The following is a 22,578-nucleotide window of genomic DNA, read 5'->3' as shown; positions in this document are numbered from 1 at the left end:
CGATCACCGGCCACCTGAACTCCCCGGGTGGCCCTGATCCCCGTAGGAGCTGCCGAAGGCTGCGATCTTTTGCCTTTGATGTCAGCGAAAGCAAGATCAAAAGATCGCAGGCTGCGCCAGCTCCTACAGGGGCTCGAACGCAGCCTCGACAGCTGCTACAGACCAGAAAGGGAGTTGTAATCCATCGTTTTACCGACCTATCTAAGGAAGGAAACCATGAGCACCGCACTCCTGATCATTGATGTCCAACGCGCGCTGTGCACCGGCGAGTATGAATGCTTCGACATCAAGCGCGTCATCGACACCATCAACGATCTCAGCACCAGAGCCCGAGCCGCCGACATTCCGGTCATCCTGATCCAACACGAAGAAGAGGGCGACCTGCTGCAATACGGCAGCGAAGGCTGGCAACTGGCCGACGGTCTGAAGACCTCCCCCCAAGACCTGCGCGTGCGCAAAACCACCCCGGATTCGTTCTACCAGACCCACTTGCATGAACAGCTGCAAGAACTGGACGCCGACCGCCTGATCATCTGCGGTCTGCAAACCGACTACTGCGTCAACGCCACCGTTCGCCAGGCGCATCAATTGGGCTACGACGTCGTGCTGGTGGCCGACGCCCATTCCACCATCGACAACGGCACGATGAGCGCCGAAGACATCATCGCCGAACACAACAAGGATCTGGCGCATCTGACCGGCTCCGTGGCGCGGATCGACGTTATGCCTGCCAGTGAAATCAAAGTCTGAAAATACCGTCAGCCCCGTGGCGAGTGAGTTTGCTCGCCTGGTGCTGGACGCAATCGCTACGCCTATGGCATGGTCAAAAAAACAATACGCCATGTAGCGAACGGGATCAGAACGATGGAGGAGGGTGATGAGGTCGGCGCCAAGGCGTCGATGGCAACATTGCAGGCATTCAATCTCTGTGTATTGCACCTGGGGCGTCTTGCCCGAGATCGCGGTGCATCCCGGTTCATCACCGACGGCCTGCAGGCCTTCAGCCAACTGGTGCCCTTCGCTTCGGCCTGGTGGGGCGAGATGTCCGCGTCAGGCGTCGATGTTTCGCCCAGAAACTGGATGCACGGGCGAATCAATCTGCCCGAGTCGTTTGCCGCCGAGTGGCACACGTGTGCGCGTAACGACAAATTCTCCCATGACACCATAAGTCGACCCGGCGAGGTCGTGCGCGACAGCGGCTTCAACGACCCCAATGAAGACGTGAATGTATTCGCTCGGCGCTACGACCTCTACTACCTGATGTGCATCACCTTCGAGTTACCCGAAAGCGGCATGATGTTCTTCGTCTGTCTCTATCGAGGCATTGATGCCTCGGCTTTCAACGAAAGCGAGGCCGATCTGTTTTCGGCCTTCTGCGACCACCTGTTGCAGCTGTGGCGATTCCAGGTGCAGGACATGATCCGCTTCGACACGGGCAACGGGGCGTCGGACTTTGGTGTCGCGCGCATGGACGGCAGTTTGCTGTACGTGGGGGCAACGCTGTGTGCAGCCATCGAACGTGAGCTACCCGGCTGGAACGGTTCAATGCTTCCCTCGCAGGTGATCGCGCAACTGCAAAAGGCACCCTGCGTCATGCGCCTGGGCCGCTGCGCCCTGACACTGAGCCCTAACGCCGAACACGTCATCCTGTCGCTCGAAGCCCAGTCGCGCGGGGCGATGCTTGCGCCACGCGAGCGAACGGCAGCCATGCTGTTTGCCGCCGGCCATTCCTACAAGGAAATTGCCAAAATCCTTGAATTGAGCCCTGCGACAGTGCGCACCTATCTGCGCAACTGCTACCTGCAACTGGGCGTGAAGAGCAAGGTGGAACTGGGTTCTGTGCTGCGTTCAGCGACCTCGCTCGCGGAGGCGACGCGCCGCGATTAAATCCGCCTACAACGCGTCCCCCTGTAGGAGCGAGGCTTGCCCGCGAAGAACGATAACGCGGTGTGCCAGACCTGACGCCTTCGCGGGCAAGCCTCGCTCCTACAAAGGGAATGGAGCTCACATTTCTAAGGTGTATCGATTTTATCCAGCACCCGGTTCGCGGTGATCTCCGCCACCATGATGCTGTTTGAAATGCCCAGCAGGGCATAGCGCGACTCACCCTCCAGATGATCCACCAACTGGTGGACCATCACATCGACCGAGGCCAGCGTCTCAACCAAAAAAACCGCCAGGGTTTCGGCTGTGGCTTCTGGGTTCACGCAAAGCAAAGTGCTGGGTCTACGTGCGGTGGCTTTGATGTCGGCATTCGATGGGAAGTGGAAGTTGAGGGCGCGTTCGGCGGCCTCGTTGAGTTTTTTTGAATCGGGTTCGTACGGGGACACTGGATCGGTGGCCGGTGGGTTCGGTGTTACCTTGAACATATTTACGTCTCCAACAATATGGAGCCATCACCGAATCGCTGCTAAACGAAGGTGGCAGCTGTGTGCAGGTTAGCAGACCGGTAGAGACGAATCCGGCGCGCCCGAAGGCGCCCTGCGCACAGCTACCATAAAGTGCAGGCATGAAATGGCCTGACTGTCTGGATGCAAATGCGCTTCGTCACGACGGGCTGCTAAACCCGATCACTGGGAATCAGTGATGCGAATCAAGTTACCGAGTGGATCCAAAGCGCACAAGCCGGCGGATTCTGGTGCAGCCGTAGGCAATGGCGCAAGGTTTTGTAGCTTTCAGGACGTAACTTTGGGGTCTTTTAAACAAGCCTCTTCAATCAATGTTGACTGTGTCGCCGCCTTCGCGAGCAAGCCCGCTCCCACAGGTTCCGCCGCTACACCCGATCGGACCCCTGTCATTTAATTACCTCACCCCTCCTCATTTGTGGAGGTCCATCCGACGCCCGCGCCCTATAGGGTAGGCCCTGCATATCAGAGGCTTGCGGCCGTCTGTTCGGGCCACTTCCAAAACTATAAAAATAGAGGTGAGGCAGTTGAAATTTTCCAGGCTGTTTATCGCCGTTGCGTCGACAACGGCATTTTCCTGCATGGCGCTGGTGGGGTGTCAAACACAGGGTTCGACACCGGCTGACATGGTGATGCGCAACGGCTATGTCTATACCGTCGATGGCAAGAACTCCGTGCAGCAGGCGATCGCCGTCACGGGCGGGAAAATCGTCTATGTCGGCAGCGATGAAGGCGCTGCTTCGTACATCGGCACGCAGACACAGCTGATCGATTTGGCGGGACGCATGTTGATGCCCGGCTTTGTCGATGCACACATGCATCCGGGGGATGGCGGTCGCGCCATGACGTTGTGCGACCTGAAATACCAGACGATGACCCGCAAGGTTTTCCAGGAAACCATTCAGGCATGTCTGGATGCCGACAAGGGCAAGGGCCCGGATGTCTGGCTTGAAGTGGGCAGTTGGGACCGCATGGGCATGACCGGGCTCGACGGCGATCCCGACAAGTCGACGCTGGATGCACTCAAGACCCATCGCCCGATTCAGGTCCGTTCCACCGACTTCCATACCGTGCTGACAAACTCCCGTGGCCTGGCCGTGGCAGGTATCAACAAGCACACGGCCAATCCGGGTGATGGCAAGTACGTGCGCGATAGTGCCGGCAACCCGACCGGTATCTGCGAAGACGGTGCCGCCGATGCCATGGCCGCCGTGGTGCCGCCGGCCAGCGACGCAGAAAAACTCAACCAGACTCGCGCGGCGCTTGATGCCATGCGCCAGCAAGGCATCACCAGTTTTTTCGACGCCTTGTCGGGGCCTGAAAATGGCAAAGCATTTACTACCCTGCAGCAGTCGGGGGAGTTGACCGCACGAGCCTTGCTGGCAATCAAACTCGACCCTGCCGCGGCTGCTGCAGACCCGGCGAAATCCATTGCCGAGGCCAAGGCACTGGCCAACACCTACGACCAGGGAGAAGCCAAAGTCGCGCCGGGCGTGAGCATGCGCCACGTCAAATTGTTCATGGACGGCATCATCAACGCTCCAGCGGATACCGGGGCAATGTTGGCGCCGTACCTGCGCAATGCCGGCACCGATGTCGCGCCCAAGTGGACGCCTGGCAAGAATACCGGTGAGCTGTATTTCCCGCCGCAAGTACTCAATCCGCTGCTGTTGCAAGCGGTGCAGGCCGGTCTCGATCCGCATCTTCACGCCACCGGGGACCGAGCGGTGCGTGACTCGTTGAACGGTATCGAATACGTGCGCCAGCAACTGCCGGGCAACGGTTTTCGTCCGGCCATTACTCACGCTGAATCGGTGGACCCCGCCGACTATTCACGTTTCAAGGCGCTCGACGTGACCGCCAACATGTCGTTCCAATGGGCCCAGCAGGCGCCTTCCACGGTTGACGGCACCAGCGATCATCTTGGACCTGCGCGTTTTGCCCGCATGGAACCATCGGGCAGCATCAGCCGCGCTGGCGGTCGGGTTGCTTATGGCAGCGATTGGCCCGTCGACCCGCTCGACGAATTCCTGGCGCTGAAAATCGGTGTCACCCGCTCAGGCGATCCGCTGAACCCGCACAGCTATGGCCCCAAGTATGCGGGCAGGTTGAATGCCGACCCGGCGCTGTCGCGCACTGACGTGCTGCGCACCATCACCATGAACGCCGCCGAGCAACTGAAACTGGAGGCTGTCGTCGGTTCGGTCGACGTGGGCAAGTTCGCCGACTTGATCGTGTTGGACAAGAACTTCATGCAGGTGCCAGAGGATGAGCTGGGCCGAAACGAGGTACTGCTGACGGTGGTCGGCGGCAAGGTCGTGTGGGCCAAGGCGCCGTTCCTTGGACTTGACCCGAAGGCGTTGTCACAAGCTTCCACATCCCGAATCGCCCAATAAAAACAAGAGAGTGTTCCGATGCAACTATTCATTCCCAACCTGTTGGCCGCAGCCCTGGCCCTTTCCTCGGTGCAGGCCATGGCCGCCGCTGATCTTGTGCTGTTCAACGGCAAGGTTTTTACCGCCGAACCCGGTCAAGCGCTGGTTCAGGCCGTGGCGGTGCAAGACGGCAAGATTCTTAAAGTGGGCAGCGATGCCGAGATCAACGCCCTGGCCGATGCCCAGACGCAACGAATCGATCTGGCGGGCAAAGTACTGATGCCTGGAATGATTGATACCCATAGCCACCCGGTCGTTGCGGCCTTCAACAGCCAGGGGGCCAACCTGCTGGATGAAGTAAAGCCGTTGCCGGAACTCGAGCAATGGGTGATCGAACAAGATGAGGCGGGGCGAGCACGGGCCGGTGACGTGATCAGTATTGCCGGGGTGAGTTCGGCCTATTGGGAGAAAAGCCGCGAGCTCGGTCAGCGCTTCAATCAGGGCCGCTGGGCGGACCAACCGGTGGTTCTCAGCGGGATTGACGGGCATACCGGCTGGGCCAACAACGCGATGCTCAAGCGTCTGAAGATCGACGCGGCATTGGTAAAAGGTCTGTCGGAACAGGACCGCAGCTTCGTGGGGCACGCAGCGGACTTCACTCCCAATGGTTTGTTCGCCGAGTCGCGCTGGGACAAGGTGCGCAGTCAGATCCCCGCGCCCGGCAACGAGGTCATGCTGAAGGCCGCCCGCGAGGCGGTGAAGGTCAATCATCAATATGGCGTTACCGCCTGGATGGACGCGGCAGCGAATGCCGGAAGTGGTGATTCGCTGTTCGATTTCCAGGCCACCGAAAAGAGTTACGGTGTTCTACCGCTTTACCGCGAACTGGCCGAGAAGGGCGAGCTCAATGCCCACGTCGCGGCGCTGCTGCTGGCCAACCCAAAAAGCCGGCCGGCCGATCTGGAAATGCTGGCCAAGGTGATGAAGAAATTCGAGGGCGTGCCCAACCTGAGCTTCCCTGGCATCAAGGTCTTCGCTGACGGCGTTCTGGAGTTTCCAGGGCAGACGGCAGCGGTGATTGTTCCGTTCACCAACAGTCACAAAAACGGTCAGTTGCTGATCGACCCGGCACACTTTGGTGAGTTGGTAGTGGCGGCGGAGAAGCGTGACTGGATTGTGCACATGCATGCGGTCGGCGACCGCGCCGTACGTGAGTCACTCAATGGCATTGAACACGCACGCAAGCTCAACCCGACACCGATGGCCCACAGCATCACTCACTTGCAACTGGTCAATCCAAAGGAATTCCCGCGCTTCAAGCAGCTTGGCGTGATCGCTTCCATGCAACTGTTGTGGGCTACCGGCGAGTCTTACACGGTGGAGTTGGTCAAACCGTATATCAGCGCGTTCGCTTACGGTTATCAGTATCCCGCCAGGTCCCTGCATAACGCCGGTGCGCTCATCGCCGGTGGTAGTGACTGGCCGGTGTCCAGCCCCAATCCGTGGAATGCCATCGCTCAGGCCAGCACTCGCAAAGGGCCGCTGGGTGTGTTGAATGCCAATGAAAGCATTGATCGCCAGACCATGTTCTACGCCTACACCCTCAATGCCGCCAAAGTCCTGCGGCTGGAGCAACAGATCGGTTCGCTGGCGCCCGGCAAACAGGCCGATCTGATCATCCTCGATCGCGATGTGTTCAAGGTCAGCGACGACGAACTGTTCGACACCAAGGTCCTGAAGACTTTCTTCGCTGGCAAGCAGGTTTACGCGCCCGCGTCCTGACGACTACCCGCCGGCAGCACCGAAAAAATGCTCCTGCTCCTCGCATTGCGAGGGGCTGGGCAACGCCATGCCCGAAATCACCCGCTGATCCATAAAAATAAGAGACTTGTATGAACGTACGCTCAGCATTGACCCTTGCCAGCCTTGTATTGGCTCCCCTGACCAGCCAGGCACTGACACTTGACGACAACTTCAGCCTGGACATGACCTTGGGCGTTGTCAGCGACTACCGCACGCGTGGCATTTCGCAAACCCTGGGGGATCCGGCGGTTCAGGCCGGCGCCACGCTGGTGCACAGCAGCGGCTTGTACATTGGCGCCTGGACCTCGAATGTCGATTTCGGCGGCCCCTACAAGACCCGGCAGGAACTCGAGTACTACGCGGGCTACTACTGGCAGGCGACCGAGGCAATCAGTCTCGATCTGGGGTACCTCAAGTACGACTATCCAAAGGAAGGCCAATTCAACATGAGTGAGGTCTACGCCGTCCTTGACGTTTATGGCGTGAAGCTCGGCGCCAACTACTCAAACGATACGCCGAACTTCTTTGGCGAGGACCAGGACACCCTTTACACCTACCTCAGCTACAAAATCGAATTGCCAGCCGAGATCGGCCTGGACCTGCGCGTGGGTCGCAACGATGTCAAAGACCCGGCGTTCTGGTCCGCCAACGGTGAAAGCCGTGATGCCTACACCGAGTGGGAAGCCAAATTGACTCGTGATTTCGTGGGCGTGACCTGGGGCCTCAGCTACATCGATACCGACCTGTCGAAAAGCGAATGCGCGAGCTGGTACGGCTATGACGATCTATGCACTGCCACCGTGGTAGCCAGTGCCAGCAAGGCCTTTTAAGCGTTAAGAAACCCAGGGTCGAGCGATCAACTGTGGCGAGGGGGCTTGCCCCCGTTCGGTTGCGCAGCAGCCGTCGATTTTGGGGCCGCTTCGCAGCCCAACGCGAGCAAGCTCGCTCGCCACAAAACAGTATTCGACTTGAGACCCCTAGCCCGTCTGCCCCTCAGAAGAGAACACCGTAATGACCCAGGTCAGCGATAGTCAGCAGCGAAGTCCCCTGATCGAGACACGTTCGATCGATTACATTCCCGAGGCCGAGCGTCATGGCAGCCTCTACAGTCAGTTCACCCTGTGGCTCGGCGCCAACCTGCAGATCACCGCGATCGTCACCGGCGCCCTGGCCGTGGTGCTGGGTGGCGATGTGTTCTGGTCACTGATTGGTTTGCTGATCGGCCAGTTGCTCGGCGGTGCGGTGGTTGCCCTGCACGCGGCACAAGGGCCGAAGCTCGGATTGCCGCAGATGATCTCCAGTCGCGTGCAGTTCGGCGTCTATGGGGCGGCGATCCCGATTGTGCTGGTGTGCCTGATGTACCTCGGTTTCAGCGCCACCGGCGCGGTATTGTCGGGGCAAGCCATTGCCCAGCTGATCGATGTCAGCGACAGCGCCGGCATCCTGATTTTCGCTTCGTGCATCGCGTTTCTGACGATCTTCGGTTATCGGGTCATCCACTTGGTCGGACGGGTGGCCAGCGTGCTGGGCATCATTGCTTTCGTGTATCTGTTTACCCGATTGATGACGCTCAACGACATCGGTCTGTTGCTGGAAAATCGCCATTTCGGCTGGAGCACTTTCCTGCTGGCGGTGTCCCTTTCCGCGTCGTGGCAGATCGCGTTTGGCCCTTATGTGGCTGACTACTCGCGTTATCTGCCAAGCAAGACCTCATCCTGGAAGACGTTCACCGCCGTAGGCCTGGGGACGGTGCTAGGCGCTCAGGCGTCCATGGTGCTGGGGGTGTTCGCCGCTGCGTTGGCAGGCACGGGTTTTCGCGGGCATGAAGTCGCCACCATCGTTGGGTTGGGCAGTAGCGGCGTGATCGCTTCTCTGCTGTATTTGAGCGTGGTGTTCGGCAAGGTCACGGTGTCGACTCTCAATGCCTATGGCAGCTTCATGTGCGTGGCCACCATTATCAGCGGCTTCCGTCGTGGCTTCGAGATATCCGCCGGCAAACGCATGCTGTTTGTGCTGGCGATTGTCGGTGCGTCCACCGCGCTTGCATTGCTGGGGCAGCACTCGTTTCTCACCACGTTCAAATACTTCATTCTGTTTTTGTTGACCTTCTTCACTCCGTGGAGCGCGATCAACCTGGTGGATTATTACTTCATCAACAAAGAGCGTTATGACATTCCCGCGTTGTCCGACCCGGCGGGGCGTTATGGGCGCTGGAATGGGTTGGGGATCAGCGTGTATGTCTTCGGTGTGCTGGTTCAGTTGCCTTTTGTCGACACTCATTTCTATTCCGGACCGATGGTCGCGCAGCTTGGCGGTGTCGATATTTCCTGGATCGTCGGGCTGGTGGTGCCGGGCATTCTTTACTACTGGGTGGCCAGGACAACCGGGCTTGCTGTGTCGGCCGAAGGTCACTCGAAGGCTTGAAGGCCCCGTCGATCAAGAGCTGCAGAGTGGGCACGGCGATAACTGCCTTGTGTTCAAGCGTCTCCTATACTGATCCGCGTTGACAGGTTCAACGCAGATTCTGAAGGCCGTTGGAGCAGCAGCCAGCGGCTTCCCTACGACTCAACAGTAAGGAGAACGAACATGGCAATCCGTATTGGCGACGAAGCACCGGACTTTACCGTCGAAAGCACCGAAGGCCCGCTGCATTTCCACGAGTGGATCGGCGACAAGTGGGCGATCCTGTTTTCGCACCCCAAGGACTTCACCCCGGTGTGCACCACTGAGCTTGGCTACATGGCGGGGCTCAAGCCGGAGTTCGATAAACGCAACACCAAGATCGTCGGGCTCAGCGTCGACCCTGTCAGTAATCACCAGACCTGGGCCAAAGACATCGAAGAGACCCAGGGGCATGCGGTCAACTATCCGATGATCGGGGACGAGAACCTGGTGGTGGCGAAGCTCTACGACATGATCCATCCGAATGCCAGCGGCGGCGCGCGGACTGCCGTGGACAACGCCACGGTGCGTTCAGTGTTCATCATCGGCCCGGACAAAAAGGTCAAGGCGATGCTGATCTACCCGATGAGTGCCGGGCGCAACTTCGATGAAGTGCTGCGTCTGCTCGATTCTCTACAACTGAACGCCAAGCACACTGTTGCTACCCCAGTGAACTGGCGTCCGGGCGAGGACGTGATCATTCCCACCTCGGTCTCCGATGAAGACGCCAGGAAGAAATATCCGGATGGCTTCAAAACGGTGAAACCTTATCTGCGCACGGTGGCGCAACCGAAGTAATCGATCCGTTGGGAGACCCAATGCCAGTCAATTAAGCGAAATCCATGTGGGAGCGGGCTTGCTCGCGAAGGCGGTGTGTCAGGCGACCTCAATGTTGACTATGCCGCCGCCTTCGCGAGCAAGCCCGCTCCCACAGGCTACTCGCCCTCAAGCGCAAGTTCGCTCGGGTCGGCCCCACACATCTGGGCCAACACCTGAACCACCAACGCATGATCCTCACGCTGGGGCAGCCCTGAAACGGTGACGGCGCCAATGCACCCCACGCCCTTGACCGACACCGGGAAGCTGCCGCCATGATCGGCGTAATCACGCAGCGGCAACCCCATCAAACCTTCGAGTGAATCGCCCTGAAGCTTAAAGGACAGGCCTACGCGGTATGAGCTGAGTTCCATCAGTTCCACGACATTTCGCTTGCGTCGTGCCCAGTCGGCATTGCTGGCGGAGGTCCCCGGCATCGAGTAAAAAAACACGGTGTCCCGCGCCAGCCTGACCTCAATCGTGGTGGACACGCCTTGCTCCTCGCAGGCGGTTTTCAAACGGGTGCCCAAGTCCCAGGCTGTCGCTTTGTCGAAGCGCTCAAACCTCAGGGTTTCTTCCTGGAGCGCGATACGTTGCAGGTCGGTTTTGATGTCCATGATTGCTCCCTCATCCCTTTCGGGCGGTCGTACTGTTACGCACGGTTAATGTGAACGGCAGCACCACATGGCGCTCGGGGATGGGCTTTTTTTCAATGAGGGCGATCAGCATTTCAACGGCCTTTTGGCCAAAGGTTTCGGCGGGTTGCGCAATGGTCGTCAACGCTGGATCACAATAGGCCGCGAACGGAATGTCATCGAAACCGACCAACGAAATATCGTCGGGTACCCGCAAACCCTGTTGTTTGATGCGCTTCAATGCACCGATCGCCATTTCATCGTTTTCACAAAAGAACGCGGTCGGACGGTCGGCCAAATCCAGAAGCATTCCCGCGCCATCAAAACCGGCCTGCAACGTGAAGTCCCCGTGGCAGATCAATTGCGGATCCGACTCGATACCGGCCTGATGCAATGCATCTTGATAACCGGCCACACGGTCGCGTGTAAGTGGGCTGCTTTTCGGGCCTTTGATCAGGCCGATCCGGCGATGGCCCAGATCGATCAGATGCTCGGTCATGGCTTTGGCCGCTGCCCGATTGTCGAGGCTGATCGTCGGATGCCGCCCGCCTTGAATCACCTCGCAGGCGTTAACCAAGGGCAGTGATTCGCCGTGGGGGAAGGGCGATTCAAACGGGTCGTAGGCGCGCAACTGAATCACGCCGTCGGCCTGGTGGGCGTACACCAGCGCGGCAAATTCCCGTTCGATTTCCTCGCGACCCTGGGTGTCGCACAGCAGCAGGCGGTAACCGGCCGCCTGTGCCGCCTGTTGAGCGCCGCTGATCACCCGCGCGAAAAACGTGTTGGCGATGGCCGGGACCAGAATCACCAGGTTGCCGGTTCTGCGCGAACGAAACTGCACGGCCATGAGGTTCGGCCGATAGCCGGCCTGTTCCACGGCTGCGTTGACCTTGTCCCGGGTTTCGGGGAGTACGCGCTCGGGCGACTTCAGCGTTCTGGACACGGTAGCCACCGAGACGCCGGCCAGCCGGGCTACTTCACGGATATTGGACAAGACGACCTCGTTATCGAACCGGCAGATGTAAACATGGCCGGCGAGCTTACCGCAGTCCGGCCGTGCGCTGAAATGACCTTCATTTTTAATCCCGGGTTTGACACCCGAAGTAACTGAGCTTAAATTTCCGGCATGATGTAACCGGTTACATCATAGTCAAACCTGAGCGCTAATCCGCCCCGAACAAGAGAAAATTCGCGATGAACGTTGCAACGGCAAAAATAAGAATGGGATTTGTCGGGGGCGGCGAGGGCGCTTTCATCGGCAAAGCCCACCGCCAAGCCGCCGGTCTCGATGGTCGTTTTGAACTGGTGTGCGGTGCCTTCAGCCGAGACGCCCGCAACAATCAGGACACCGGCGCCGCGCTGGGATTGTCCGCCTCACGCTGCTACAGCGACTGGCAGCAGATGCTGGATAGCGAGCGCGCATTGCCTGCCGACCAGCGCATGGAGCTGTTGGTCATCGTCACGCCCAATCACTTGCACGCGCCGATCGCCAGCCAGGCACTGAATGCGGGTTTTCATGTGTTCAGCGAAAAGCCTGCGGCACTGAATCTGTCCGAGCTGCTGGCCCTCAAGGCAGTGGTGAAAAGCAGCGACCGCCTCTATGGACTGGCCCACACGTATCTGGGTTATCCGATGGTCTGGCAGGCGCGCAAGATGGTGCGTACTGGCGTGATCGGCGCTGTGCGCAAGGTCATCGTCGAGTACCCGCAGGGCTGGCTGAGCCGGGATGTGGCCGGGCAGGGCAACAAGCAGGCGAGTTGGCGCGATCAGCCCGAGCAGTCCGGGCTGGGCGGCTGCATTGGCGACATCGGCACCCATGCCTTTTCACTGGCTGAATTCGTCGCGGACCAACCCATCGAACAGGTGTGTGCAAGCTTGGGTTCGCACGTTGCCGGGCGGCAACTGGACGATGACGCAGCGATGCTGTTCAAGATGGCCGCCGGGGCCAGCGGGGTATTGATCGCCAGCCAGGTCTGCGCCGGCGAAGAGAACCCATTGAAGATCCGCGTCTATGGCGACAAAGGCGGGTTGGAGTGGCGTCAGGAAGAGCCCGCAAGCCTGATCCATCGCTCCCTCGATCAACCGTTGAGCATCCTTCGTTCCGGTGTCGGTCAGCCCTGGTTGTGCGAGGCCGCCAGCCAGCGCATGCGTTTGCCTGCCGGGCATCCCGAAGGCTATCTCGAGGCCATGGCCAATCTCTATGGTGATTTCGCCACCGCGATCCGCAGCAACGTCGAAGGCAACGATGCCCCCGGCGTGCCGGGCATCGACGTCGGGTTGCGTGGCATGGCGTTCATCGAAGCAGTGATCGCCAATCATCGCGGCGACGCGAAGTGGACCGAACTGGTCTGCAATCCATGAATCCGGAGAACCCTCCCGTGAACCACACCTCCCCAACACCGACAGGCCTGCGCGGCCCGGGTATTTTCCTCGCGCAGTTCATGTCCGCCGAAGCGCCCTTCGACACGCTCGCCAACATTGCCCGCTGGGCCGCAGCGCAGGGTTACAAAGCCATTCAGTTGCCGACTCTGGGCACGCAATACATCGACCTGGCGCGCGCCGCCGACAGCCAGGATTACTGTGATGAATTGAAAGCCGTCTGCGCCCAGGCAGGAGTCGAAATCAGCGAGCTGTCGACGCATCTGCAGGGCCAACTGGTGGCGGTGCATCCGGCGTTCGATACGTTGTTCGATGACTTCGCCCCCGCGCATTTGCGCGGCCAGCCTCAGGCACGCACCGAGTGGGCCATCGATCAGTTGAAGCTCGCCGCGCGCGCCAGCCAACGCTTGGGGCTGAAGGCGCACGCGACGTTTTCCGGTGCGCTGCTCTGGCCGTATGTCTACCCGTGGCCGCAACGCCCGAGCGGTCTGGTCGAGCAGGGTTTTGCCGAACTCGCCAAGCGCTGGTTGCCGATCCTCGATTGTTTCGAGCAAGCCGGCGTCGACCTCTGCTACGAGATCCATCCCGGCGAAGACCTACACGACGGCGCCTCGTTCGAGCGTTTCCTTGAGGCCGTCGATTACCATCCGCGCGCCGCGATCCTCTACGACCCGAGCCATCTGCTGCTTCAGCAAATGGACTATCTGGGCTTCATCGATCGCTATCACGAGCGCATCCGCATGTTCCACGTCAAGGACGCCGAGTTCCGGCCTGATGCCCGTTCGGGCGTCTATGGTGGCTATCAAGGTTGGGTCGAGCGGCCTGGCCGCTTCCGTTCTCTGGGCGATGGGCAGATCGATTTCAAATCGATTTTCAGCAAATTGACTCAGTACGACTTTGCCGGCTGGGCGGTTCTGGAATGGGAGTGTTGCCTGAAGGATTCGGAGCAGGGCGCCGCAGAAGGCGCGGCCTTCATCCGCCAGCACATGATCAGCAAAACCCAAAAGGCCTTTGACGATTTCGCCAGCGTGACGTCCGACGAAGGTTTCAATCGTCGACTGCTGGGTTTGCCCGACGCCTGAATACAACCTTGTTCGTTCCTCTCTCCGCAAAAAAACAATAAGACGGTGACTGATATGACCACGATGACTGCGCGATTAAGCGTAATGATGTTCCTGCAGTTCTTTATCTGGGGCGGATGGTTCGTGACCCTCGGCACCTTCCTCTCCAGTAACTTGGGGGCCAGTGGCGGGCAGATCGGCATGGCGTTCTCGACGCAGTCCTGGGGCGCGATCATCGCGCCCTTTGTGATCGGTCTGATTGCCGACCGCTACTTCAATGCCGAGCGCATTCTTGCGGTGTTGCATCTGATCGGCGCGGTGCTGCTGTTGCAACTCTATCGAGCGCCTGACTTCAGCACGTTTTACCCCTTTGTGCTGGCCTACATGATGATCTACATGCCGACGCTGGCGTTGGTGAATTCGGTGGCATTCCGGCAGATGCGCGACCCGGCCCTGGAGTTCTCGCGGATCAGAGTGTGGGGCACCATCGGCTGGATTGTCGCGGGCGTGGTGATCAGCTTTGTGTTTGCCTGGGATTCGCAACAAGCGATCTCATCCGGTGGTTTGCGCAACACGTTTCTGATGTCGGCCATCGCCTCCCTCGTGCTCGGGATCTACAGCTTCAGCCTGCCGCGCACCGCGCCGCTCAAACCTGAGCCGGGCAGTGTCGGCTTAAAGCAAATGCTGGGGCTGGACGCCTTGGGTTTGCTGAAGGACCGCAGTTACCTGGTGTTCTTCATCGCCTCTATTTTGATCTGCATTCCGTTGGCGTTTTATTACCAGAATGCCAACCCGTTTCTGGCGGAAATCGGCGTGACCAATCCAACCGCCAAGATGGCGATCGGGCAAGTCTCGGAAGTGCTGTTCATGTTGCTCCTGCCGCTGTTCATTCAGCGTTTCGGCATCAAGATCGCGCTGCTGGTGGGGATGCTGGCGTGGGCGTTGCGCTACCTGTTGTTCGCCTACGGCAACAACGGCGACCTCGCCTTCATGTTGTTCACCGGCATCGCTTTGCACGGCATCTGCTACGACTTCTTCTTTGTTTCGGGGCAGATCTACACCGATGCCAAAGCGTCGGAGCGTTTCAGAAGCTCCGCGCAAGGGTTGATCACGCTCGCGACGTACGGCTTGGGCATGCTGATTGGCTTTTGGGTGGCCGGGGCGGTGACCGATCACTATGCGTCGGCTGAGAGCCATGACTGGAAAAGCATCTGGCTGTTCCCGGCAGGGTTCGCGTTGGTGATATTTTTCTGTTTCTCGCTGGCCTTCAAAGGGCGGCAACGCGTGGCAGCGCCGTCGAGTATTTGAATAATGCCCCGAGTCTGAAAAACACCGTCGGACCCTGTGGGAGCGGGCTTGCTCGCGAAAACGGTGGGTCAGGCGACATCAATGTCGACTGTGCCGCCGTCTTCGCGAACGCTTTTCGTAGGAGCCAGGCTTGCCGGCGAAGGCGATCTGAAGGACGCCTTCGCCGGCAAGCCTGGCTCCTACGAGTTTTGTGATTAACCGACTGGCATTTCAGGGGTTATGGAACGCGCTTCACTCAAGGCGCGCCAAACAGCATCGTCCAATAAACACCCTCGTCACTGCGTGAATCGGCGGCATAGGCCGCGCCCACTTGGGTAAACATCGGGTTCATCAGGTTGGCGCAATGCCCAGGGCTGGCCAGCCAGCCGGCCATTGCCTTGCTCGGTGAGCTTTGCCCGGCGGCGATGTTCTCGCCGATCTGACGGCCTCGATAGCCGGCGGCTTTGGCCCGATCCAATGGCATATCACCGTCGGGATCGCGGTGGGCGAAGTAGTTGCCGTAGGCCATTGCCTTGCTGTGCCCTTGCGCGGCGGCCCCGAGGGCGGCATTCCAGGTCAACGGCCGTGCGGCGGCAAAGCGTTTGCGCCCGCACAGGCGCGGCCTGGCCCGTGCCGCATTGACCTGTGCCAGCAACGCCTTGCCCGCTTCTCGCGAATCGCCGACACGTCCGTCGAGCACCGGTTGCGCCAGCACCACCTGCCATTCGCTACGGGAGCGAGTGACGCCGATATCGGCATACTGGGTATCGAGCAGCGCCCCGCAGTAGTCGCTCTCAAGCATGTCAAACGCCTCATCGGCATCTTGCGCGCCGACCACGCGAATGGTGCGCACCGTCACCGCTTGATAACCCTTAGCTTTCAAGGCGCTCCGCAAACCGCCGCCATAGCCGACCGGCAGCGCCAGGTTCGATTTCAGCGACAGCGGCCGCAACGGCTTGACCGAGCGCCCGGCACAGCGATCGGGATCGGCGCGGTAGTCGTTGATGACTTCCACCAGTTGCCGCTCCCCACTGGCATGGGCGGGGCTGGCGAATAGCGGGAGCAAAGGCATCAGGCACAGAGAGATAAAGCGACAGCGGCGGACGGTTGGGCGCATGAACGGACAGCTCTGATGAGATGACGACGATAGGGGGACAGAAACGAGCAATGACCGTAGGAGCGCTTCGTTGGATGAGCTTCTTTTACGGCACGGCTAAGACTGCGGGTCTGAAGACTGGTTCACGAGGGGAGGAGACAAATTTAGCGCCGCCGCCGTGGGGGCTGATCCGGCCATTCACCCAAGGACATCAGGCTCTCGGGCTGGTACCGTACTGGCATCCTTCAGGAGTACAGGGACATGACGAAAACCAGGGGTGACAACGACTGGGTAAAGCGCTCGGCTCAGCCGTTGAAGATGGAGCGTATCGAAGCCTTTTTTGGCGGCCATGGGTTTACGCCGCATCGCCACGATACGTACGCCATCGGACGAACGCTGTCGGGTGTTCAAAGCTTCCAGTACCGCAACACCAAGCGTCACAGCCTGCCCGGGAAAACCGTCGTTTTGCATCCGGACGAAGTACATGACGGTGAAGCCGGCACCGAAGCGGGTTTTCATTATCGGATGATCTACATCGAACCCGCTTTGATTCAGCAAGTATTAGGCGGCAAACCCTTGCCCTTCATCGAGGGTGGTATATCGAGCGACCCACGGCTTTATGCCGCGACCCAAGTGCTGCTGCAGAGCCTCGACGCTTGCATCGAGCCCCTGGAAGAAGACGATGCCATTTACGATCTCGCGCAAGCGCTGGATGTGAACTCGGGGCAACGCGGGCGGCGCAAGTCGTTTGACTTTGTAGCGGCCGAACGCGCGCGCGCGTTGATTCATGAGTCGCTGGATCGAGTCATTACCCTGGAGGAGTTAGCGCAGGCCAGTGGTCGAGACCGCTGGAGCCTGAGCCGTGATTTTCGTGCGCTGTACGGTACGAGCCCCTATCGATACATGACTCAACGACGCCTCGATCTGGCAAGAGCACTGATGTTCGGGGGCCACTCGATGGCGGAGGCGGCCGTCTCCGCAGGCTTTTTCGATCAAAGCCACATGACGCGTCAATTCACCCAGACCTACGGCGTCTCACCCGGTCGATGGATGAAAAGGCTGGGCCTTGTTTAAGGGCGCTCGACTTGCACAATCATGCAATACGCAGTGCTGATCCTCTCCTAAAGTCAGCCCTCGATAACTTGGCTAGTGAGGGCGACTCAAATGCATTCCCAACCCGGCGTGACAACCTGCACCGCGATTAACTTTGCCGAAAAACTGGCTTTGTTCAGCGAGCAATGGGCGCCCAAGGTCATTGCCGAAATGAACGACTACCAGTTCAAGGTGGTGAAAATCGAAGGCGACTTTGTCTGGCATTCCCATGCCGACACCGATGAAACCTTCATTGTCCTCGAAGGCGTGCTTCGCATCGATTTTCGAGAGGGGGCCGTCGTGGTCAGGCAGGGGGAAATGTACGTCGTCCCCAAGGGCGTCGAACACAAGCCTTATGCTGAGCGAGAGGTGAGGATGCTACTGATCGAGCCGCGTGGCGTGCTGAATACCGGCGATCAGGAGGGAGAAAGAACCGCAATCAATGATGTCTGGATTTAAACGCTTCAGTTTTTTCTCCATTTTTGTATGAGGGCTTTGAGACTCTATCGGTACATCTGCCAGCAAGCATTCAGGAACGCAGTGTCATTCTCTGAATCAACGAATTAGCGGCGTTTTCGTTGAAAAGGCTCGATGACGGGTGGCGAAGTGCCTCTCGTCGGAAGACAACGCGGCTATTTCGCGCTTTTCAGCTATTCTTGCGGCATCTGGACGGTGGCCATGACGTACTGGCACACGATGCGCAAGGAAGGGATGACAAAATGGATGATGTGCATTGCGTGCAAGTTATCGCTGTAACGGGCGGTAAAGGTGGCGTGGGCAAGACAACGGTGGCGGTTAACCTTTCGTTGGCGCTGGCGAAAATGGGGCGGCGCGTCGTATTGCTGGACGCCGATCTGGGCCTGGCGAATATCGATATTCTGTTGGGGCTGACGCCGCGCTACACACTGGCCGATGTCATCGAAGGGCGTTGCGAGCTGTCCGAGGTGCTGTTGCCTGGGCCTGGAGGCATTCGTGTGGCCCCGGCCTCTTCGGGATTGCAGAGCATGATTCATCTGGAGCCGGCGCAATACCGTGCGCTGATCCAGTCCTTTAGCGATATTGGCGATAAGCTGGATGTGCTGGTGATCGATACGGCCGCCGGTATCGGTGGCTCAGTGGTCAACTTCATCCGCGCGGCGCAGGAAGTGATGGTGGTTGTGTGCGATGAACCCACCTCGATCAGCGGCGCCTACGGGCTGATCAAACTACTCAATCTGAACTACGGTATGCACCGTTTTCGCGTGCTGGCCAACATGACGAACAGCCCGGCGGAAGGTCGCAATCTGTTTGCCAAGCTGGAAAAAATTACCGATATGTTCCTTGATGTCTCGCTGCAGTACGTCGGCGCGGTGCCGAACGACGAATGTGCGCACAAGGCCGCGCAGAAGGGGCGTGCAGTGGTTGAAGCCTTTCCCCGCTCCAAATGCGCTCAAGCCTTCCAGGCCCTTGCTCACAACGTCGATACCTGGCCTTTGCCGACTCATCCGCGAGGGCATGTGGAGTTCTTCGTTGAGCAACTTGTGCAGAATTCGGGCAGGTGAGCCTGCTCGATGTTTAAAACCCGCGAGTAAACCGCTTTTCGTAGGAGCCAGGCTTGCCGGCGAAGGCGCTCTTAAAGACGCCTTCGCCGGCAAGCCTGGCTCCTACATGTCCGATTTGCCCTTAACTGACTGGCATTACGCCTTGTGCGGGCTTTTCGTCTGTACAAGTTCAAATCACAACTTGTAGCCGATCTGCCGCAGCAAATTCTTGCGCCACAGAATGTCTTCATCGCCTTCAATGTCTTTGGCACAAAAGCCATCCACCACGCCCAAAATCCCGCGCCCCTGTTCCGTCTCAGCAACAATCACTTCAGTCGGATTGGCCGTTGCGCAAAAAACACGGCACACCTCTGGAACCATTTTGACGGCGTTCAACACGTTCAGCGGATAGAAACCGTCGCCGAGGAAAATGATGAAGCTATGGCCCGCGGCAATGGCTTGCGCATTTTTCTGTGCAAGTTCGATCATGGCGGTATCGGTGCCAGACCATCGCACCAGGCATTTGCCGGAGGCTTCACAAAAGGCCACGCCAAACTGGATGCCTGGCACGGCGTTGACCAGCGCTTCATGAATATCCTCGACGGACTTGATGAAGTGCGTCTGTCCCAAAATGAAGTTCGTCTCTTGCGGCTTGTCGATTTTCAACGTGATGAGTTGCATTTCAAACGCCTCCTTTCACGATGCTGCGAACCAGAGTCTGGCCTCTAATCAAGCCGGGACGGTGTCTTGCTCAGCGGGCGGTGTCTCTGTGTAGACGCGAACTTCACCCAGTTTTCTTATAGTCGACTTGGGCAAGGTCGGTGCATCAAGAAGAATCGAATCAATGCGCTTGCGGATGTCAAAAACGATTGGGCCCAGGATAGCCTCGTCCTTGCCGCTGGCGATTTCGTCCTGAATCTCACGAGATATCGCCCCGAGTTTCTCGGCGGTGTCTTTGTGCCCGGCAGCCCGGGTGTCAAAGTTCAGGAAGGTCTGGACCGAACTCAACACCAGGGTCAGGAGTGACAGGACGCCGGCTAGGTATTGGAGCCATACGGGCGAGGAGTCACTGATTGAGCCAAAGACACTGGCGCTGACGATCGCCGACAGCACCACGCAGGGGATACCCAGTTTCCAGCTGAACTTCTCGAAATCCCGGGCACTGATTTCGTGTTCAATCTGCAACCGAACGATCATGCGATTCCATTTGGTCAGTAGCTCTAGCCGGCTCATGGTTGCAGTCCTTGGCAGGGGGATTCAGAGGAATATTAGCTTCTATTTGGCCGCCTGTTAGGGTTCGCAGACAGTATGACGCTGAGGCGCCAGGCCTTCTTCCTCTCGGAGCTGGCGGCTCATGTCGTCGCAGCTCTGCGACCAGGTTGTCAGCCACGGCGACATCTGGGGTGACTGTTCAGCCAATCCCAGCTCCCGGACAAACTCGGCAGGTGAGACCGTGCCCTTGGCCGCGCGGAACAGACCCCGCATGATGACGACGCCAACTACCCGTCCTTTGCTCACGAAGCGGTGTTCCATAAAGCTCCACTTATCGTCCCAGCCGAGTATGCGGGTATGAATCTCAAACGATTCGAACAGCTTCAGCTCCCGCCGAAACTTGCCCCAGGTATCCCCAACAATCGGCACCGCCTTGTGGCGCAGGGCTACGCGGTAGGCACCACTGCGCAGGACGAAATCCATGCGACCCACGTCGGCCATAGTGAAATAACGGCCATTGGTGACGTGCCGGTTGAGGTCAAGATCGAGCGGCCAGACGCGCATGCGGATGACGGTAGTGGCCAGCCCATCAACCGGCTTGCGCCAAGGGCGACGAAACAGCATCAGGAACAGTCGAAACCAGAGATTCATAAATACGCCGAGGGTTGAGTAGAGCGGTGCACTTTAGGGCGGAGAATGTGAGCGAGATAGGTGCGCAAATGACTTTTTTCATGTGAAAAGCGCAATTGGATCATTTCACGCGCGGTGTCAGCCATTTCAGGCACTGCCCGCCAACAGGTATTCCGCTCAGGAATGCCCCCATAAAAATCATGCATTTTCCTTATGACATTGGATCTCGTAGCGTGTCTGCTCACCATATGGAGATGACCGCCGTGAATGATTCCCGCCTGCGCCTGTACGTTGATGCTCAATTCACCAGCCCCTATGCCATGTCGGTTTTCGTGGCCCTTCGCGAAAAGGGCATCGAGTTCGAACTGAGCCCGCTGGACCTCGACGCGTTCGAAAACCAGTCAGAAGACTATGCCAGCCTCTCGCTGACCCAGCGCGTACCGACGCTGGTGCATGGCGATTTTGCCTTGTCTGAATCGTCGGCGATCACTGAGTATCTGGAAGACATTTTCCCTCAGACGCCGGTTTACCCGCAGGAGTTAATGCAACGCGCGAAGGCACGACAAGTCCAGGCGTGGCTGCGCAGTGATCTGCTGCCCATTCGGCAGGAACGATCCACACTGGTGGTGTTTTATGGCCTCAAATCAGCGCCCTTGTCGCCCGCTGCCGAGTCGGCTGCGCGCAAGCTGATCGCTGCCGCACAAGCGCTGCTGGCTGACGGCCGCGAGTGCCTGTTCGGCCAATGGTCGATCGCCGATGTGGACCTGGCCTTGATGCTCAACCGGCTGATACTCAACGGTGACGCCGTGCCATCCGCGCTGGTGGAATACGCGCAGCGTCAATGGCAGCGGCCTACGGTGCAGGAGTGGGTCAAATTGCAGCGTCCTGCGCTGTAGCGGTGTGAAGTCAGGTCAACTGCGCTCAATAAATTGCACGATGACCTGATTGACGATCTCCGGATGCGTCACCGGCCCCATATGACCGAGCCCCTCGAGTTCCACCACTTCAACGTTCGGCAGTGCGCCGGTCAGCAGCCGTGCCACTGCCCGTGACGATGCCGGCGAGTCCTTGCCGACCATGAAAAGCACCGGCAGGTTGAGCGAGCGGAATGCCTGCAAGGGCGTCGGCTCGTTCAACAGCGCGTGGGCCCAGCCCTGCACATTGGCCACCGCGGCGGCGATGGAGGGCTTGCGTTGTTCCGGGGTTTGCTCCCAGGCCCCGGCACCCATCCAGTAGTCAATGAAGTGCTGGGCCGCTGCGTCCAGGTTACCCGCCTCAAGCGCGAGCCCGGCGTTTGCGACGACTTCACGGATGGCATCCGCCTCATTGGGTGGAGGCGATTCGGCGTCGAGCAGGGCAAATAATGTTGGCTCATATAAAACCAGCGCGCGCACCCGGCCGGGGTTCTGCAGCGCCGCGATCAACGCCACTGCCCCGCCATAAGAGTGACCGACCAGAATGAGTGGTTCGCCGGCGCGGGCGAGCACCGGCTCGGCGAAGCGCGCTTCTTCACTGAGGGTGACGATCCGATCGGTGGGCCACGCCGGGCTCTTGCCGGCCCCAAATGAATCGAGCGCCAGAACCCGAAACTTTGCGGCCAGGTGATCTTGCAATCCACGCCACTGCACCGAGTGACTCGCATTGGCGTGAAAGCAGACAACGCCCGGTCCCACGCCAGCGTCCCGATAAAAGGGTTCGACGGGTTTCATTCTGGCTCCCCTGCAACGACATTAAAGAGACGAAGAGAGTTATAGATTAACTTCAAGGCTTCGGTGTAGCAGCCAGTCATGATGAAATAGCCGCCCGTTTTTGCTGCCAGCAACAC

At 59.0% G+C, this 22,578-nt stretch carries 22 protein-coding genes; 14 read left to right on the top strand and 8 right to left on the bottom strand.

All coding sequences use genetic code 11. From position 1 onward, the window contains the following. The first annotated feature begins 216 nt into the window (after positions 1-216). The gene (locus tag TU81_RS25785; RefSeq protein ID WP_048397262.1) at positions 217-750 is read left to right on the top strand and encodes a cysteine hydrolase family protein; all 534 of its coding nucleotides are present in this window, start codon (positions 217-219) and stop codon (positions 748-750) included. A 114-nt stretch (positions 751-864) separates the two neighbouring features. Beyond that, positions 865-1,887: a helix-turn-helix transcriptional regulator gene (locus TU81_RS25780; RefSeq protein ID WP_048397260.1), complete on the top strand. Its 1,023-nt coding sequence runs from the start codon at positions 865-867 to the stop codon at positions 1,885-1,887. A gap of 125 nt (positions 1,888-2,012) precedes the next feature. Here TU81_RS25780 and TU81_RS25775 read toward each other — a convergent pair whose 3' ends face one another. Further along, on the bottom strand, positions 2,013-2,369 hold the full coding sequence (locus TU81_RS25775) for a DUF6124 family protein (protein WP_048397258.1): 357 nt from the start codon (positions 2,367-2,369) through the stop codon (positions 2,013-2,015). 563 nt (positions 2,370-2,932) lie between these two features. Between TU81_RS25775 and TU81_RS25770 the strand changes: the two genes are divergently transcribed. The 5 genes from TU81_RS25770 to TU81_RS25750 all read left to right on the top strand — a co-directional run bounded on the left by TU81_RS25770 (position 2,933) and on the right by TU81_RS25750 (position 9,823). After that, entirely contained in the window at positions 2,933-4,801 is a 1,869-nt protein-coding gene (locus TU81_RS25770) for an amidohydrolase (RefSeq protein WP_048397256.1), read from the top strand. Positions 4,802-4,819: 18 nt separating this feature from the next. After that, positions 4,820-6,562, top strand: a complete 1,743-nt coding sequence (locus TU81_RS25765; protein WP_048397255.1) for an amidohydrolase — start codon at positions 4,820-4,822, stop codon at positions 6,560-6,562. Positions 6,563-6,672: 110 nt separating this feature from the next. Next, complete coding sequence (locus TU81_RS25760) at positions 6,673-7,413, top strand: TorF family putative porin (RefSeq protein ID WP_048397253.1); 741 nt, start codon at positions 6,673-6,675, stop codon at positions 7,411-7,413. A 181-nt stretch (positions 7,414-7,594) separates the two neighbouring features. Beyond that, positions 7,595-9,007, top strand: a complete 1,413-nt coding sequence (locus TU81_RS25755; RefSeq protein WP_048397251.1) for a purine-cytosine permease family protein — start codon at positions 7,595-7,597, stop codon at positions 9,005-9,007. Positions 9,008-9,169: 162 nt separating this feature from the next. Further along, positions 9,170-9,823, top strand: a complete 654-nt coding sequence (locus TU81_RS25750; protein ID WP_038982589.1) for a peroxiredoxin — start codon at positions 9,170-9,172, stop codon at positions 9,821-9,823. A 137-nt stretch (positions 9,824-9,960) separates the two neighbouring features. On the opposite strand, the gene TU81_RS25745 is transcribed toward TU81_RS25750, so the two are convergent. Both TU81_RS25745 and TU81_RS25740 read right to left on the bottom strand, forming a co-directional pair. Beyond that, complete coding sequence (locus tag TU81_RS25745; RefSeq protein WP_048397248.1) at positions 9,961-10,458, bottom strand: heme-degrading domain-containing protein; 498 nt, start codon at positions 10,456-10,458, stop codon at positions 9,961-9,963. Between the two features lie 10 nt (positions 10,459-10,468). Continuing rightward, entirely contained in the window at positions 10,469-11,470 is a 1,002-nt protein-coding gene (locus TU81_RS25740) for a LacI family DNA-binding transcriptional regulator (protein WP_048397245.1), read from the bottom strand. A 200-nt stretch (positions 11,471-11,670) separates the two neighbouring features. On the opposite strand from TU81_RS25740, the gene TU81_RS25735 reads away from it, so the two are divergent. Genes TU81_RS25735 through TU81_RS25725 form a run of 3 tightly spaced genes read left to right on the top strand, consistent with a single transcriptional unit; the run spans position 11,671 to position 15,224 of the window. Continuing rightward, positions 11,671-12,837 (top strand): Gfo/Idh/MocA family protein, encoded by a 1,167-nt coding sequence (locus TU81_RS25735; protein WP_048397243.1) that lies wholly within the window; start codon positions 11,671-11,673, stop codon positions 12,835-12,837. Then, positions 12,834-13,937, top strand: coding sequence for a sugar phosphate isomerase/epimerase family protein (locus TU81_RS25730; RefSeq protein ID WP_048397241.1), 1,104 nt, complete (start codon positions 12,834-12,836; stop codon positions 13,935-13,937). Before TU81_RS25735 ends, TU81_RS25730 begins: the two co-directional genes overlap by 4 nt. Before the next feature lie 54 nt (positions 13,938-13,991). Beyond that, complete coding sequence (locus tag TU81_RS25725) at positions 13,992-15,224, top strand: nucleoside permease (RefSeq protein ID WP_048397239.1); 1,233 nt, start codon at positions 13,992-13,994, stop codon at positions 15,222-15,224. A gap of 235 nt (positions 15,225-15,459) precedes the next feature. Here the strand turns inward: TU81_RS25725 and TU81_RS25720 are convergent, their stop codons facing one another. Then, positions 15,460-16,320, bottom strand: coding sequence for a CAP domain-containing protein (locus TU81_RS25720; protein WP_038978335.1), 861 nt, complete (start codon positions 16,318-16,320; stop codon positions 15,460-15,462). Positions 16,321-16,560: 240 nt separating this feature from the next. On the opposite strand from TU81_RS25720, the gene TU81_RS25715 reads away from it, so the two are divergent. From TU81_RS25715 to TU81_RS25705, 3 genes are all read left to right on the top strand, one after another. Further along, complete coding sequence (locus tag TU81_RS25715; protein ID WP_038978334.1) at positions 16,561-17,373, top strand: AraC family transcriptional regulator; 813 nt, start codon at positions 16,561-16,563, stop codon at positions 17,371-17,373. Between the two features lie 90 nt (positions 17,374-17,463). Beyond that, positions 17,464-17,850 carry a cupin domain-containing protein gene (locus TU81_RS25710; RefSeq protein WP_048397237.1) on the top strand — a complete coding sequence of 129 codons (387 nt, stop codon included), beginning with the start codon at positions 17,464-17,466 and terminating at the stop codon, positions 17,848-17,850. A 260-nt stretch (positions 17,851-18,110) separates the two neighbouring features. After that, the gene (locus tag TU81_RS25705) at positions 18,111-18,932 is read left to right on the top strand and encodes a MinD/ParA family protein (protein WP_038978332.1); all 822 of its coding nucleotides are present in this window, start codon (positions 18,111-18,113) and stop codon (positions 18,930-18,932) included. Between the two features lie 174 nt (positions 18,933-19,106). On the opposite strand, the gene TU81_RS25700 is transcribed toward TU81_RS25705, so the two are convergent. The 3 genes from TU81_RS25700 to TU81_RS25690 are packed head-to-tail and all read right to left on the bottom strand — an operon-like array spanning position 19,107 to position 20,774. Beyond that, positions 19,107-19,592 carry an adenosine-specific kinase gene (locus tag TU81_RS25700; protein ID WP_038982736.1) on the bottom strand — a complete coding sequence of 162 codons (486 nt, stop codon included), beginning with the start codon at positions 19,590-19,592 and terminating at the stop codon, positions 19,107-19,109. A gap of 48 nt (positions 19,593-19,640) precedes the next feature. After that, positions 19,641-20,144 carry an SLATT domain-containing protein gene (locus TU81_RS25695; RefSeq protein ID WP_048397235.1) on the bottom strand — a complete coding sequence of 168 codons (504 nt, stop codon included), beginning with the start codon at positions 20,142-20,144 and terminating at the stop codon, positions 19,641-19,643. A 57-nt stretch (positions 20,145-20,201) separates the two neighbouring features. Further along, complete coding sequence (locus tag TU81_RS25690; protein WP_048397233.1) at positions 20,202-20,774, bottom strand: thioesterase family protein; 573 nt, start codon at positions 20,772-20,774, stop codon at positions 20,202-20,204. A gap of 242 nt (positions 20,775-21,016) precedes the next feature. On the opposite strand from TU81_RS25690, the gene yfcF reads away from it, so the two are divergent. Further along, positions 21,017-21,649 (top strand): glutathione transferase, encoded by a 633-nt coding sequence (gene yfcF / locus TU81_RS25685; RefSeq protein ID WP_173667523.1) that lies wholly within the window; start codon positions 21,017-21,019, stop codon positions 21,647-21,649. A gap of 15 nt (positions 21,650-21,664) precedes the next feature. Here yfcF and TU81_RS25680 read toward each other — a convergent pair whose 3' ends face one another. Then, a complete protein-coding gene (locus TU81_RS25680) occupies positions 21,665-22,462 on the bottom strand; it encodes an alpha/beta fold hydrolase (RefSeq protein ID WP_048397229.1) in 798 nt (265 codons plus the stop codon). Between the last annotated feature and the right edge of the window lie 116 nt (positions 22,463-22,578).

Origin of the sequence: Pseudomonas lini, from assembly GCF_001042905.1 — a bacterium.
GTDB classification, from domain to species: domain Bacteria; phylum Pseudomonadota; class Gammaproteobacteria; order Pseudomonadales; family Pseudomonadaceae; genus Aquipseudomonas; species Aquipseudomonas lini.
The sequence above is the reverse complement of the archived record's forward strand: the minus strand, read 5'-3'. Positions and strand labels throughout refer to the sequence as shown.